General features: G+C 44.3%; 15 protein-coding genes and 1 tRNA gene. 12 read left to right on the plus strand and 4 right to left on the minus strand.

The window, feature by feature from the left end; genetic code table 11:
* Nucleotides 1–84 precede the first annotated feature (84 nt).
* Entirely contained in the window at nt 85–981 is an 897-nt protein-coding gene (locus tag I2H39_RS08075; protein ID WP_195626217.1) for a hypothetical protein, read from the minus strand.
* A 181-nt stretch (nt 982–1,162) separates the two neighbouring features.
* On the opposite strand from I2H39_RS08075, the gene I2H39_RS08080 reads away from it, so the two are divergent.
* The 6 genes from I2H39_RS08080 to I2H39_RS08105 all read left to right on the plus strand — a co-directional run bounded on the left by I2H39_RS08080 (nt 1,163) and on the right by I2H39_RS08105 (nt 7,005).
* On the plus strand, nt 1,163–1,936 hold the full coding sequence (locus I2H39_RS08080) for a hypothetical protein (protein WP_138307923.1): 774 nt from the start codon (nt 1,163–1,165) through the stop codon (nt 1,934–1,936).
* Between the two features lie 19 nt (nt 1,937–1,955).
* On the plus strand, nt 1,956–2,906 hold the full coding sequence (locus I2H39_RS08085) for a hypothetical protein (protein ID WP_138307925.1): 951 nt from the start codon (nt 1,956–1,958) through the stop codon (nt 2,904–2,906).
* A gap of 35 nt (nt 2,907–2,941) precedes the next feature.
* Nucleotides 2,942–3,511 (plus strand): hypothetical protein, encoded by a 570-nt coding sequence (locus I2H39_RS08090; protein WP_138307927.1) that lies wholly within the window; start codon nt 2,942–2,944, stop codon nt 3,509–3,511.
* 18 nt (nt 3,512–3,529) lie between these two features.
* Nucleotides 3,530–5,032, plus strand: coding sequence for a WG repeat-containing protein (locus I2H39_RS08095; RefSeq protein WP_171042586.1), 1,503 nt, complete (start codon nt 3,530–3,532; stop codon nt 5,030–5,032).
* A gap of 336 nt (nt 5,033–5,368) precedes the next feature.
* On the plus strand, nt 5,369–6,139 hold the full coding sequence (locus I2H39_RS08100; RefSeq protein WP_138307931.1) for a hypothetical protein: 771 nt from the start codon (nt 5,369–5,371) through the stop codon (nt 6,137–6,139).
* A gap of 32 nt (nt 6,140–6,171) precedes the next feature.
* A complete protein-coding gene (locus I2H39_RS08105) occupies nt 6,172–7,005 on the plus strand; it encodes a hypothetical protein (RefSeq protein WP_227146956.1) in 834 nt (277 codons plus the stop codon).
* Between the two features lie 134 nt (nt 7,006–7,139).
* Here the strand turns inward: I2H39_RS08105 and I2H39_RS08110 are convergent, their stop codons facing one another.
* Nucleotides 7,140–7,856, minus strand: coding sequence for a LytTR family DNA-binding domain-containing protein (locus I2H39_RS08110; protein ID WP_138307936.1), 717 nt, complete (start codon nt 7,854–7,856; stop codon nt 7,140–7,142).
* Between the two features lie 367 nt (nt 7,857–8,223).
* On the opposite strand from I2H39_RS08110, the gene nifS reads away from it, so the two are divergent.
* The 6 genes from nifS (at nt 8,224) to I2H39_RS08140 (ending at nt 13,407) form a co-directional block, all read left to right on the plus strand.
* Nucleotides 8,224–9,417: a cysteine desulfurase NifS gene (gene nifS, locus I2H39_RS08115; RefSeq protein WP_138307939.1), complete on the plus strand. Its 1,194-nt coding sequence runs from the start codon at nt 8,224–8,226 to the stop codon at nt 9,415–9,417.
* Nucleotides 9,418–9,474: 57 nt separating this feature from the next.
* Entirely contained in the window at nt 9,475–9,912 is a 438-nt protein-coding gene (gene nifU / locus I2H39_RS08120) for a Fe-S cluster assembly scaffold protein NifU (RefSeq protein WP_138307941.1), read from the plus strand.
* Nucleotides 9,909–10,988, plus strand: coding sequence for a tRNA 2-thiouridine(34) synthase MnmA (mnmA, locus tag I2H39_RS08125; RefSeq protein ID WP_195626218.1), 1,080 nt, complete (start codon nt 9,909–9,911; stop codon nt 10,986–10,988). The genes nifU and mnmA overlap by 4 nt, the downstream gene beginning before the upstream one ends.
* A 23-nt stretch (nt 10,989–11,011) precedes the next feature.
* Nucleotides 11,012–12,280 (plus strand): N-acetylmuramoyl-L-alanine amidase, encoded by a 1,269-nt coding sequence (locus tag I2H39_RS08130; RefSeq protein WP_330640832.1) that lies wholly within the window; start codon nt 11,012–11,014, stop codon nt 12,278–12,280.
* 113 nt (nt 12,281–12,393) lie between these two features.
* Entirely contained in the window at nt 12,394–13,197 is an 804-nt protein-coding gene (locus I2H39_RS08135) for a DUF6612 family protein (protein WP_138307947.1), read from the plus strand.
* Between the two features lie 121 nt (nt 13,198–13,318).
* Nucleotides 13,319–13,407: transfer RNA gene (locus I2H39_RS08140), tRNA-Ser, on the plus strand.
* 150 nt (nt 13,408–13,557) lie between these two features.
* Here I2H39_RS08140 and I2H39_RS08145 read toward each other — a convergent pair.
* Together I2H39_RS08145 and I2H39_RS08150 are read right to left on the minus strand one after the other, a co-directional pair.
* Nucleotides 13,558–13,737 (minus strand): hypothetical protein, encoded by a 180-nt coding sequence (locus I2H39_RS08145; protein WP_138307949.1) that lies wholly within the window; start codon nt 13,735–13,737, stop codon nt 13,558–13,560.
* Between the two features lie 5 nt (nt 13,738–13,742).
* The gene (locus I2H39_RS08150; RefSeq protein WP_138307951.1) at nt 13,743–13,925 is read right to left on the minus strand and encodes a hypothetical protein; all 183 of its coding nucleotides are present in this window, start codon (nt 13,923–13,925) and stop codon (nt 13,743–13,745) included.
* Nucleotides 13,926–13,966 lie beyond the last annotated feature (41 nt).

The following is a 13,966-nucleotide window of genomic DNA, read 5'->3' on the forward strand; positions in this document are numbered from 1 at the left end:
CATCTGTACACGATATATTTAATATTTTCTAATAGTTCATAATTCGATATCAGTGCGTTATTCATCCAAAAATGGTTTATGATATCAAAAAGGCGGCTGAAAGGACTCTCCCTTTTCTTCAGCAGAACATAATACAGATGCTATGAAGCTATCCAGCATATCGGATGAAGCGCCTGTCTGCTGTAAAGCGTATAATGTCTGGAGCTGATTAGCGTACTCATGTTTCATGAACCGCTGCTTTTCCAATTGTTTTTGTATCTGATAAAAGTAATGGTACTCATCATTTCTCCTGTCATGAAGCTGGCTGAGGTTTTCAGCGGCTTTTTTCTTTTCTTTCAGATGTTCCATGGAGAAAAATAGAATAACATCAATTATTAAATCAAGGGCGAGGAAAAGATTCCCAATCACGGCTGTCTGTAAGGATAGCTGTGAAAGTATGTTTAAACATATAAAAAACAATATGAACTGGTAGATGGGAAACAGGCAGTAGGGAATGATATCCAGAACATCCTTTTTATTCCGAAGCAGCTTGAAAACCATGGAGGAAAGCATCATCATTGCCAGCAAAAACATATTGGAGAAGGTAATGCCAACAGAAAACTTTATATTGTTGTCAAGGCCCTGATACATCCTTGTGCCGAGAAGATAGGTCAGGCATACCATGCAGCCTAATTCTCCGGCAATCCCCATAAATGCATAATAACAGGTCAGACACATTGTTGTGCGCACGGATGTTCCGAATAAAAAATAAATATTAAAAAAAGTAAAACAGAAAGCCAGGAATATATGCAGGGGAATTATCCTCTGCAATGGTATGGCAGCCAGTATAAATCCGATATTTAAAGCTGCAAAGCCAAACCAAATGAAGAGCTTTGAATGCTTTTGAGGCGTATACATCATAATCATCCCAAAGGACCCCACGAATCCTCCGATTATATATGAGAGAATGGGCAGCCATATATCACAATCTAATTTAACCAATGTATTGCTCCTTTTATTCATGGACAACAGGTTACTGTAAATATTATAAGCAGAAAAGGGGAGACAGACAATGATGAATTATGCATATTTTGCAGGAATTATGTAAATCATGCAAACCGTATTGTAAAAGTTAGGAAGTACTTTAAAATATTATATAAAATCCGGCGGAGGAGGTAATGTAATGACAAAAGAGAAAAAGAATATCATATCCCGATGTGTGATGTGCGGCGCATTCATACTCTGTTTTTTTGCAGGTACAATTTTTTCACCACTGGAAGCTGGTGCGGCAGCATCGTCTATCATCAATAGACACAATAAAAATTTTACAAAACCTGAAGATGCGATTGAATACTATGTAAAGAAGATATCTGAAGGTGACTTTTCGGGAGCGCTGGATGCCTGTGCAGGAAATGGAGGATTTGACTTTGTCGCATTTAGTGAGGAAGCTGGTTTTATTATACCTTTCAACCAATGGCCTGACCAATATAAAATGTATAAGGATATGAACGAGATATATGATGCAAACAATCTGGTAAAACAGACGAAAGAACTGATTTGGTCACTATTAGAACCCGATATTGATTTTGCACAGACTTATAGCACACAAACTTTAAACGCGGCAGAGATAAGTAACAATCTGAATCCGTCCAGGTTGGCATCGCTTGAGGTGGTTAGGATGGAAGATGATTACATCAGAGAAAGCAATAAACAAAAAATGGCGGATAATTGTAAAAAAATGGCCAAACGATATAGAGCGGATGAGTATAAGGAATATGCTGTTTTATATAAATGGGAAGACAGATACTATTCAGGAGGTTATACCTTACTAAAATTTGGAAAAAATTGGAATATCCTTGGCCCTTATGCTACCTATTGGGGCAGCACCCAAGAATTGACCGAGACAACTGAAAAGGCTTTTAATCAAAAGATAGTTGACTATAAAAAAGAAAAATAATGATGTAGCAGGAGATGAAATGGAAAAGATAAAAGGTGGAAAAATTACTTTTATAGGGGCGGTCATGGTTTTAACTATGTGCATGACCATTACAGCATATGCAGGCTGGCAGAAGAATGGAAGCGCGTGGAAATATGACTATAATGGAAGCTATTTGACTGGAGCATGGGATATCAACGGAAAACGGTATTATTTTGACCAAAACGCAAACATGGTTACTGGGTGGAAGGCGATAAACGGTAACTGGTATTATTTTAATGCAGACGGCCCTATGGCATTTAACCAGTGGGTTGGGGATTATTATGTTGGAAGTAATGGGGCAATGCTTACTGACTCCTGGGTTGGCTCCTATTATGTGGGGGCGGATGGTAAATGGGACCGGCAGAAGGCGGCGGGAGGCCTGATTCAAGATAACATTATGGACAATTTGGGCAATTCCAACAATGAGTATTTCATATGTGATATACAGAGTTTTGAAGATGCAGGCGGTGCCTACAGGACAAAATGTACGATAGCAAAGGCAGTTACAGTCCCCTCCTCTTTTGAAAGTAATAGAAGGATTGGTGAAAAGGTGAGGATTGGAAATTATAATTATACTGTTACACAGGGAACTGCTAACAGCAGATTTAATTACATAAGGGAAAATGATGGGATACAATGTTATTTGCTTCCCAATGTTTGTCCAAACGGAAATTCTGCTATGCGTTTCATGACTCTGGACGGGGAAGGATGGCTTTTTGACGGAGCTGGGACAGACGGATATGTATATATAGCCAAATATGCAGAGATAAAGTTGATTGATGCCTCAAACGATTTCCAATTCCTTGGAAATCTTCCGGTATCAGCAACGGAGTATGTCAATGGTGAATGGAATCGGGAAGGGGTATACGCCTTGGATAACTGTCCGGGCTGGATTGAGACGGACGCAAATGGAATTATAAAAAAGATTACTGTATTGTATGATGATTAATTTAAAAACAAGCTGTTGTTTGGAGAGGATATGATATGCCATGGAAATTAATTGAAAAGATAAAGGGGCTTTTGGAGGTGCCATACACTTTTTTTCGCATTTTAGTTTTTTTCTGTACCATAAGCTTTATAAGCATTATTTATCAAAATGGCCTATCTGGCAGCCTGCTGGCTGTTCCGGCCATAATAGTTTTATATGTTCTGTTTTTCCTTTTTAGAGCGACAGGTAAAAAGATAAATAAGGAAGCCAGTGACGAATACTATTACGCAAGGTACCGAAAATCATTGCCACCGCAGGTGGAAAAGGACTTGTTTGAGTTCCTGGCATCATCGGGCAGTTTACCGGATTTTATTGATGTAGGTAAGGGCGGTATAAAAGTTGGTTATAGAAATTTCTTATTTAGGGATTATCTGTGTGAGGATATAGGTGATGCAGCAGATATGGCAGGTGTTGCCAATTGGCTGGCAGAAACCATATACTCACGGTACAAAAAAAGTTATGAAGTCAAAATAGTTTATTTTCACGATACAGAGTTTCAGGAGAATCATATAACCGGCTTTCGCCTGGAGGTAAAAAGGGAAAAGCCTGTATTACAAAAGTGGTAGGAGCGAGGAGGAATGAGAATGAATAAAGTTATGTGGAGCGTTTTGCCGATGGCTATTGTATTATGCTGTGCATGCGGAAAATCGTATACGTGTGATGAATGTGGAAAAACCTTTCATGGAGATGCCTACTATGATAGTTTCGACGAAGATTTCATTATGTGTGCATCCTGTGCAGAGGAATACTATTCTCCGTTACCCTACAGTAATTTTAAGCTTACTGGCAGCAGGCAGAATCAAGATGCTGATGTGAAGGAAATAAGTACGAAAGCAGATATCTCATCAGAAAAGAATCAGGAGAATTATAGTATTAAAGCGGGGAGCAGCTTTAGTGAGGGAAAGGCATTTGCTTATATTTACAGAAATGGCGGGGAGGAATATGCTTATATTGATTCACAGGGTGAAATCATATTTGAACTTCCGTCAGGATTTACATATGGAGATGAATTTCATGAAGGATACGCAGTGATAACAGACTGGGATTATGGGAAAGGCAAAGACCATACGGCACTTGGGCATATGTATGCGTTGATTGATGAAAAAGGCAATATTGTCATTGAACCGGGTATATATGATTTTATTGGCAGGGTATCGGAGGGGGCCGCATTTACATTTGTTTGTGAGAAGGATTATAAAGGGAACAGGATTGAAACAAAATTTGTATCACCCAATAACGAGGAGATATTTAGTGTTGACCCGGCCTTGGTGGTGGAAGATTATGATGAGGCCCCGGAATATGCAAAATATGTGATACATGATATAAAAAATATTTATTTTATTGATGGATTAGTGTCGATGCAGGGAGTCAATCAAGCGGCCAATGCAGGAGATATACTGGTCTATGACAGCAAAGGAAACCAGGTTTTTTTCTTTGAATGGCTGGGCGACGGGGACAACGCCAGACGTATCTGGAATAAGCCGTTAGGTTCAGAAAAAACGAATTATTTTCTTAACGCTCCGAATAATTGGAGCAAACGTGATTATCCTGCGGGGTTATTCCTTATTTACGACAGAAAAAATTGTACGATTAATAAATATTATCCGGATGCCGAATTTTCTACGAACCAGGAGGCAATGGCCGATGGTTATGTCATGGGATATTTGAAGGAGAAGAATCGCAGCTGCGGCGTTGTTGTTTATGATTATCAGGGCAGCAAAATCTCAGAAAACAGGGAATTGGATATAGAGAGTATAAGAGAGACAGATGCTAATTATTGGGTAGTTGAACTGCAGAATAAATATTACGGAATCATGGACCAAACATCCAAACTTCTTTTTGAACCAATTCAGGGCAAGATTGTATATGTTGGAGAGGGAAAGTTTTATTGTGATGGGACTGGTGATGTGATTGATGCAACGGGAACGGTTCTATTCAATACCCCCTATGATTTAAAGTATGGATATGCCGGATATGATAATGAATATGATATGGAGTATAGGATTTATAAGAATGGATATATCATGGTAAAAGATGGGAAGGACTATTATTATATGGATGATAATGGAAAAATTTTAAATCACTAAACAGATTTCCTCAGGAGGATACTGGTATGGGAATAGCAAGGTATTACCAGATTGTATGTGTTTCTTCACAAGACAATTTGGTATTGGTTTTTGAAAGAAGAGGTAATTGTGATGAAGGGTATAGTAAATAAACGATTCTGGCTGACTCTGCCTGTATTGGGGGCGGCTGTCATAATAACATTTTTCCTGATTCAAGAAATGGTATCCTATGGTGAAGAGCCCATTGACAGCAGCGTACAAAATGATTTTTCATATCAGGATGGGCAGTGGATATACTATATTGACCTGGGAAAAATTATGCGGCTGAATATCAAGGGCGATAAGGCGGAAGTTGTCATGCAGCCAGAATATACAGTTGATGGAAGCGGAAACCAGATTGAAGCAAATCTGACCTATTTGGGAAAGGCAGGAGGTAAAATAATATTTCAGTCCGGTACCTCTGAAATAAAAACGTTTACTGGAAAAAAAGCCAAAAAACTAAAAGGAACCACGGTAAACAATATTAATAAACAATTGGTTGTCAGTGCAGATGCAAAGAGGCTTGTGTGGTTGGAAAACCCTAATTTCAATGGGGATAATAAAAACACACTGGTGCAGCTTCCCATTGGAGGTGGCATTACGAAAAGAAAAAATCTGGAAGCTGAGAATGTGGAGCTGATTGGAGATTATGATAAGGTATGCTACTTTATAGAAAAGGCCGGAGAGGATAATGCGGAGGAAAATTCTTTGTGGAAGCTGGATTTAAGCAAAGGAAGGGTGCCGGACAAACAATTGATGATAAATAAATTTCCGGCGGTAAGTGCCTGCCTGGCAGAGGGAAATATATATTATGCTAGCGATAGTATATATAAGATTGATTTAATGGATTCCAATTTGAAAACAGTTAAAATATACGATGATAAACCCAATATAATAAAGTATTGCGATGGCAGAATATATTGCGGAAATAAAGAAAGAGGAATCATATACAGCATAGACCTTTCCGGCAGCGGGTACAGGGAACTGTATACCGGTTACAATGGAACAGCTATGGATGCCGGCAAAGACTATGTGTCAGTTGGATATCCGCAATCTGAGACATTCAGAATCATACGCATCAATGAATAAGGTAACCAATAACACGCTGAAAAGAGATGAAAATGAAAGAAAACATAATTCGAAAAGTTGTTTTTGCCGGAGCTGTCCTGGTTTCAATGCTGTCCATGTCTGCGCCGGCAATGGCGGCCTGGCAGCAGAGCGGAGATACATGGAAGTATGAGAACAACGGTACATATCTGACTGGTTGGTGGAAGATAGGTGGTTCCCGGTATTATTTTGACCCGGAAGGGAGAATGCTTACTGACTGGCAGTATCTGAACGGATTCTGGTATTATCTAAATGCAGACGGTTCCATGGCACATGACCAATGGGTAGGAAATTATTACGTTGGCAGCAATGGGAGAATGGTCAGGAATGCCTGGATAGGGGAGTATTATGTAGGGGGCGACGGGGCCTGGATTCAGGATAATCAGAATGTACAGCCAATGTATGAAGCATATTGTGAGCAGAACTACGGGAGCCGCGTTCAAAAAATACTGTTTGCAGATATTACTCATGATGGCAGGGATGACTGTATCGTGGTTTTAGCGCCGATAACAAGAGCATATGGCAACGTGGTAATTCTTACTGCGGATAATACCGAAGTGAAGTGTCTTACAGAACTGGAATGCAGTTTTAGGACGGATTTTTATCTATATGAACAGAACGGAAAGGAATATATCCTGGGAGCATATATCGGCATATATCAGGGGTCAGGAACTTATAGTTATGAGATATTCAACCTGAATTCGGATGGCTCTAGAGTTTGTCTGGAAGAAGCCTATGTTGAGGTTTCAGATTCATCACAGATTGAAAAACAGGAGCAGATATATTCTGAAATGTTAAGTCCGTATGTTAGGAATGCAAAACTTATATACCGTGGACTTGACAATTAACAGGATATATTTCAAAGCTAATCCATCCATTTATGCCCTGATGTGTGTTTAATGGTTTATGCGAGCATCATGCTGACAGGAAAAACAAGAAAATATAGGATGAAGCTCCTGGCAGATGTAGCAGGAGCTTCTTTTTATAGCGAAGAAGTGAGATAAGCCAGATATTCATTCTTAGAAGCCTGTTGGAAGGTACGTCCGATAGGAATTATTTCTCCATTTTTTAATACAAATTCCGTACTTTTAAATGTAGCAACATGTCTTAGATGGACAATATAACTGCCATGGCAGCGGACGAAATTAGGGCCAAGTAATGGTTTTAAATTTTTAAGGCTCATGGCGGCTTTAAATGATTTTGTTTCGGTAACTATAATGGAGTGATGCTCAATTTTTTCAACGTATAAAATTTTATCAATGGGTATCCTCAGCTCATAATTGGATATATTTAAAACCAGTGAGGGAGGTGTCTTTTTTAGTTGGTTGATTGCTTTTTCCAATGCCTTTGGCAGCATTTCTTCCAATTGTGTTTTTAAGACAAAATATAGGTGGTCGGCTTCATACACAAAAGGCGCGTAATCAATAAATCCTGTCAGGAAAATAATTTGACAGTTAGGGGCTTGCAAATTGATTTTTCGGGCGATTTCGATTCCGTTTATTTCCCCCAATCGTATATCTAAAATGATGATACTATAGTCAAAGGAATTTTCTTTTAATATATGTATCAGTTTTTCTGGTGATAACTGTGTAAAGGAGTATTTTTTATTTTCAGCTTGCTGATGCAGGAGGAAATTATATATGAATCTCTGCACATAAGACATCTGGTTTAAGTCGTCATCGCAGATACAAATTTTCATGGTTACGGTATACCTTTCTGGCAATATTTTATACTTTATATTATAAATTAGATACGTAACCCAAACAATATTAAATCCTTGTAAATAATGAAGATTAGATGTAAATTATGCAAATCCGGTTATATGTAAGAAGATAAATAAACCAGGCAAACCTTCGACAAAGTACGACAGTAAATTGGCAGCTGGCTTTATCCATTGTCTGAGCCGGAGGCCCGGTGTACGGATAATACCGGGCAGCGTATACTAGAGTATGACGGAAAAGACAGTAAAACAAGTATTCCTATTGAAATTGTAGGAATACTATGATATAGTAAAAAGCGTAGATGAAGCTTTTAACTTTAGGACTACAGAAAGGCGGATTTTGATTATGAAACAATTAATTTATCTGGATAATGCGGCTACCACGAAGACCAGGCCGGAGGTGGTGGAAGCCATGCTTCCATATTTCACGGAATATTACGGGAATCCCTCCTCGGTCTACGACTTCTCCACAGAGAGCAAGAAGGCCGTGAACCATGCCAGGGAAACCATTGCCCAGTCCCTGGGGGCCAAAACCAATGAAATATATTTCACGGCAGGCGGCAGCGAGGCCGACAACTGGGCCCTGGTGGCCACGGCTGAAGCCTATGAAAATAAAGGGAAGCACATCATTACCACAAAGATAGAGCACCACGCTGTTCTCCACACCTGCCAGTACCTGGAGAAGAGGGGATATGAGGTGACCTATCTGGATGTGGATGAGAACGGGGTGGTCAAGCTGGATGAGCTTAAAAGGGCCATCCGTCCTGATACCATTCTCATATCGGTTATGTTTGCCAATAATGAGATTGGCACCATTGAGCCCATCAAGGAGATTGGGGCCATTGCCAGGGAACACGGGATTCTGTTCCACACCGATGCGGTACAGGCATTTGCCCATGTGCCTATCCATGTGGATGAATATAATATTGACATGCTCAGTTCCAGCGGTCACAAGCTGAACGGGCCAAAGGGAATCGGGTTTCTCTATATCCGCACAGGCGTGAAGATTCGTTCCTTTATCCACGGAGGCGCCCAGGAACGCAAGCGCCGTGCCGGTACAGAGAATGTGCCGGGCATTGTGGGATACGGCAGGGCCGTGGAGCTGGCCATGGCTAATATGGAGGAGAGGGCTGCCCAGGAAACGGGACTGCGGGATTATCTGATGAAGCGGGTCATGGACGAGGTGCCATTTACCAGGATTAACGGCTCACGCACCAGCCGTCTTCCCAACAACGTGAATTTCGCTTTCCAGTTTATTGAAGGTGAATCTCTTCTCATTAAGCTGGATATGGCAGGAATCTGCGGTTCCAGCGGCTCGGCCTGCACCTCAGGGTCACTGGACCCCTCCCATGTGCTTTTGGCCATTGGGCTGCCTCATGAGATTGCCCACGGTTCCCTCCGTCTCACCTTAAGCGAGGAGAATACAAAGGAAGAAATCGACTACGTGGTGGAGCAGATTAAGGAAATCGTGGAGTATCTGCGCGGAATGTCGCCGTTGTATGAAGATTATATGAAACACAATGGAAACAAGGAAAAATAATATACAGGCAAATGCCTGTATCAAGGATAAGCTTAGAAGCATACCAGGAGGAAATAGATGTACACAGAAAAAGTAATGGACCATTTTGAGCACCCGAGAAATGTGGGTGAAATTGAGAACCCCAGCGGAATGGGGACAGTGGGAAATCCTAAATGCGGCGATATCATGAGGATTTACCTGGATATAGATGACAGCCAGGTTATCCGTGATGTAAAATTTAAAACCTTTGGCTGCGGAGCGGCCGTGGCAACCAGCAGCATGGCAACAGAGCTGGTAAAGGGAAAGACCGTACAGGAGGCCATGGCAGTAACCAACAAAGCTGTGATGGAAGCACTTGACGGACTGCCTCCTGTTAAGGTACACTGTTCTCTGTTGGCAGAGGAAGCAATCCATGCTGCCCTCTGGGATTATGCACAGAAAAACGGTATTACCATTGAGGGCCTGGAAAAGCCCAAGGATAATATTGAGGAAGAGGAAGAAGAGGAGAACTATTGAGCAAGAAAGTAGTGGTAGGCATGTCAGGAGGAGTTGACTCCTCCGTGGCAGCCTGGCTGTTAAAAGAGCAGGGTTACGATGTGATTGGCGTGACCATGCAGATATGGCAGGATGAGGATACTGAGGTCCAGGAGGCAGAGGGCGGCTGCTGCGGTTTAAGCGCAGTGGATGACGCCAGAAGGGTTGCCATGGACCTGGGTATCCCTTATTATGTAATGAATTTCAAGGAAGAGTTCCGCAAAAATGTAATGGATTACTTTGTGGGCGAGTATGTGGAGGGAAGGACGCCTAATCCCTGTATTGCCTGTAACCGCTATGTGAAGTGGGAGTCCCTGCTGAGGCGGAGCATGGCCATTGGAGCTGATTACATTGCCACAGGGCATTATGCACAGATAGACAGACTGCCGGGAGGCCGTTATTCCCTTAAGACCTCAGTGACCGCATCAAAGGACCAGACTTACGCCCTTTACAATCTGACCCAGGACCAGCTGTCCCATACCCTGATGCCTGTGGGCAGCTACCACAAGGAGGAGATACGGGACATGGCGGAGCGCCTGGGGCTTCCGGTGGCCCATAAACCGGACAGCCAGGAAATCTGCTTTATCCCGGACCATGATTATGCGTCGTTCATTGAGGAATACACCGGCAGGGAGCTGCCGCCGGGCAACTTCGTGGACCTGGACGGCAATGTGCTGGGGCGCCACAGAGGCATCACCCACTATACGGTGGGACAGAGAAAGGGGCTGAACCTTTCCATGGGCCGCCCAGTGTTTGTGGTGGAAATACGCCCTGATACAAATGAAGTAGTCATCGGTGACAACAATGATGTATTTACAAATGTGCTCCGCTGCGATAAACTGAACTGGATGGCAGTTGACGGACTGCATGGTAAATCCATGGAGGTAACAGCCAAAATCAGATACAGCCACAAGGGAAGTCCCTGCACCATCCGTGAAATCGGGGAGGGTATGGTGGAATGCCGGTTCCATGAGCCGGTCAGAGCCGTGACACCGGGACAGGCCGTGGTATTTTATGACGGGGATTATGTGGCAGGCGGAGGTACCATAATAAGATGAGACAAACAGCAGGCAGGAACAGCATGTTACGTAAAAAAAGACAGGTAAAGGGTCTGGCAGCCATTGGTCTGGCAGGAATCATGGCAGCCAGCCTGGGTCTGGCCGGATGCGGCAAGTATGAGTCCAGCAGTGAGATGAAGGCCAGAATGGAGTCAGACAGCGGAGCGGTTTCCCAAATCCAGGACAGTCCGGCTGTCTGCGGTGAGTCCGGCGCACCGGATGAAAGAAGTAAGGCTGAGACCATTAAGCTGGATACAGAACGCACCACGGCGCCCATGCCCCAGTTTGAGGATACGGCGGACACGGTTTATGTGAAATCACCGGACGGCGGCAGCGTACGCATACGCTCTGCCTGCGATACAGGGGATGATTCCAACATTCTTACATATGCAAGCCCGGGGACCGGACTGAAGCGCACCGGCAAGGGCGAACAGTGGACCAGAATCGACTATAACGGAACGCCGGGCTATATATCGTCGGAATTTATAACCACCCAGGTGCCTGAGACCACGGCAGCGGCTCCCCGGGTGTGCGTGGACAGCGGGGAGATAACTCTGAATCCATCGTGGAAATACGCGGAATTTTCCAAAATCAATTCAGGCGCAGCCGTACTGTACCGTTCCGAGGCAGCAAGCCCCAAGGGCATTACGGTTTGCGTCAATGCAGGCCATGGAACCAAGGGCGGTTCTTCCGTCAAGACCCTGTGCCATCCCGACGGCACGCCGAAGGTAACCGGAGGCACCACCGGGGCAGGGGCAACCTCTGCGGCAGCTGTGTCAGGCGGCATGACCTTTGCAGACGGAACCGCTGAGAGCAGGGTGACGCTGTCCATGGCAAACATACTGAAGGAAAAGCTTCTGGCAGCAGGATATGATGTGCTGATGATTCGGGAGAGCGACGATGTCCAGTTGGATAATATAGCCAGGACCGTCATTGCAAATAACGCAAGCGACTGCCACATTGCCCTTCACTGGGATTCCACCACCAATAACAAGGGAGCCTTCTATATGAGTGTTCCCAATGTGGAATCCTACCGGAATATGGAGCCTGTAAAATCCCACTGGCAGCAGCACAACGCCCTGGGGGAAAGCCTGGTGGCCGGGCTTAAGGGGGCTGGGGTCAAGATATTCTCCGGCGGCTCCATGGCCATGGATTTGACCCAGACATCCTTTTCCACGGTTCCGTCCGTGGATATAGAGCTGGGAGATAAGGCGTCTGACCATTCTGCGGCCACGCTGAATACACTGGCGGACGGCCTGGTGGCCGGGGTAAACCAGTATTTTGGGCAGTAAACTGAAAACTGTAAATGTAAGGAAAATGTAATTCCTTCCGCATTTACAAATAAAACCCCATGCGTTACAATGAACATAACACCAAAGTTTTGTTCAAGATAAGGAGGGATTACATGAGATTAATGAAACGCCTGCTGGCAGTGGTTCTGGGAGCAGCCCTGTTATGTCCCATGACCGCTTATGCGGCTCAGTCACAGGAGGCATTGGAGCTGTATAAGGCAGTGGAAGCCAGGAACCAGAACATGACGGATATGAACGCTTTCTACGATTTCAAGATTAAAATGACAGGCAGCTTACTTGAAAATGAAGGCGTGGGTCCCCTGGACATGAGGCTGGAGATGAATATGAAGATGAATCATATGCAGGACCCCAGCCAGCTGCGCTATATGGCCTATTGCCGTATGACAGTTCCGGACAGCGAGCCCATTACCTATTCCATGTATTATATGGACGGCTACACCTATATGGATATGCTGGGACAGAAGGTGAAGTATCCCATGGCCATGGGCGACATGATGAATCAGGCCATGGCGTCATCCAATGCCTTTGATGTGCCGGAGGATTTAATTGGAGATTTCAACCTGTGGGATGAGGGCGAGAACAAGGTCATCGGCTATACCATTAACGATGCCAGGATGAACGAGTACATGCAGATGGTGCTTGGCTCTACCGGATTGTCAGGTATGCTGGACGGACTTGATATGAAGCTTCACAATATCCGCGGCGAGTACGTGGTTAACCCGGCCGGGGACTGCATTAAGATGCGTCTTAAGATGGATATGGATATGACCATGCAGGGCGAGACCTTCAGCGTGAACCTGGACGGCGATGTTGGAATCGCAGACCCGGGCCAGCCCGTGGATGTTCCGGCTCCAAACCCGGCAGAGTATACCGAGATGCAGGCACCGGCAAATTAGCCGGATTTAGAGGCTGTTTTTAAGATAGTTTGAAACTGTGCTGAAAATGTCTAAAAAATTAACGCCAACTACTACACAAAACACGGATTTTAGTGTATAATGCAGTAGTTGGCATTTTTTTGGAGGAGTACCCAAGTGGCTGAAGGGTCTGGCTTCGAACACCAGTAGGTCGGTAGCACCGGCGCGAGGGTTCAAATCCCTCCTCCTCCGTTTTGCAGACAGTACAGTCCGCGGGGACTGTGCCATAATAGGAACACATACCGGCGCAATGCCCGGAAGGGCCGTATTCACGGCTTTCCGGGCATTGCGCTTTTTGGCTGTCACTGCTGCCAGGCATACAAAAAATGCAGCCCTGGTTCATCAGGACTGCATGCGGTTTTCAGGAAATTCCTGAGGGAAATCATGTGTGGCGTTGTCGCCGCAGGGTAAATCAATTTCAGGAATGTCCCCATCCCCATAGGTGCTGCTGTTTCTGCCTGGAAGCTCCAGAGGGCCCTGTCTGTCAGGCTCCTGCCTTCCCGGTACCTGTATACCTTCCATGTGCCTCATCCCTCCGTAAACATATTTTCCACGTAGTTGCGCATTTCCTCATGACTTTTTATGCTTCTGGCCCTGTTTACCACCTGTTCCTGTTCCGGCGTGGAAAGACCGGAAAAACGGCTCATGGCTTCCGGGTTCATGGCCAGTTCCATGGTAAAGCCAATGGGAAGTTCATCTCTCTCTATCATCTTCATCACCTCATGGTTAGTATGGAAGGCGGGGATGGAAA

The sequence above is a fragment of the Clostridium sp. 1001283B150225_161107_B6 genome (genome assembly GCF_015556325.1).
Taxonomy (GTDB): Bacteria; Bacillota; Clostridia; order Lachnospirales; family Lachnospiraceae; genus Enterocloster.

What these genes read in the sequence shown, in the direction of transcription:
- I2H39_RS08080 (WP_138307923.1), top strand. Translation starts at nt 1,163, where the DNA reads ATGACAAAAGAGAAAAAGAATATCATATCCCGATGTGTGATGTGCGGC.
- I2H39_RS08085 (WP_138307925.1), top strand. Translation starts at nt 1,956, where the DNA reads ATGGAAAAGATAAAAGGTGGAAAAATTACTTTTATAGGGGCGGTCATG.
- I2H39_RS08090 (WP_138307927.1), top strand. Translation starts at nt 2,942, where the DNA reads ATGCCATGGAAATTAATTGAAAAGATAAAGGGGCTTTTGGAGGTGCCA.
- I2H39_RS08095 (WP_171042586.1), top strand. Translation starts at nt 3,530, where the DNA reads ATGAATAAAGTTATGTGGAGCGTTTTGCCGATGGCTATTGTATTATGC.
- I2H39_RS08100 (WP_138307931.1), top strand. Translation starts at nt 5,369, where the DNA reads ATGCAGCCAGAATATACAGTTGATGGAAGCGGAAACCAGATTGAAGCA.
- I2H39_RS08105 (WP_227146956.1), top strand. Translation starts at nt 6,172, where the DNA reads ATGAAAGAAAACATAATTCGAAAAGTTGTTTTTGCCGGAGCTGTCCTG.
- I2H39_RS08110 (WP_138307936.1), bottom strand. Translation starts at nt 7,856, where the DNA reads ATGAAAATTTGTATCTGCGATGACGACTTAAACCAGATGTCTTATGTG.
- nifS (WP_138307939.1), top strand. Translation starts at nt 8,224, where the DNA reads ATGAAACAATTAATTTATCTGGATAATGCGGCTACCACGAAGACCAGG.
- nifU (WP_138307941.1), top strand. Translation starts at nt 9,475, where the DNA reads ATGTACACAGAAAAAGTAATGGACCATTTTGAGCACCCGAGAAATGTG.
- I2H39_RS08130 (WP_330640832.1), top strand. Translation starts at nt 11,012, where the DNA reads ATGTTACGTAAAAAAAGACAGGTAAAGGGTCTGGCAGCCATTGGTCTG.
- I2H39_RS08135 (WP_138307947.1), top strand. Translation starts at nt 12,394, where the DNA reads ATGAGATTAATGAAACGCCTGCTGGCAGTGGTTCTGGGAGCAGCCCTG.
- I2H39_RS08145 (WP_138307949.1), bottom strand. Translation starts at nt 13,737, where the DNA reads ATGGAAGGTATACAGGTACCGGGAAGGCAGGAGCCTGACAGACAGGGC.
- I2H39_RS08150 (WP_138307951.1), bottom strand. Translation starts at nt 13,925, where the DNA reads ATGATAGAGAGAGATGAACTTCCCATTGGCTTTACCATGGAACTGGCC.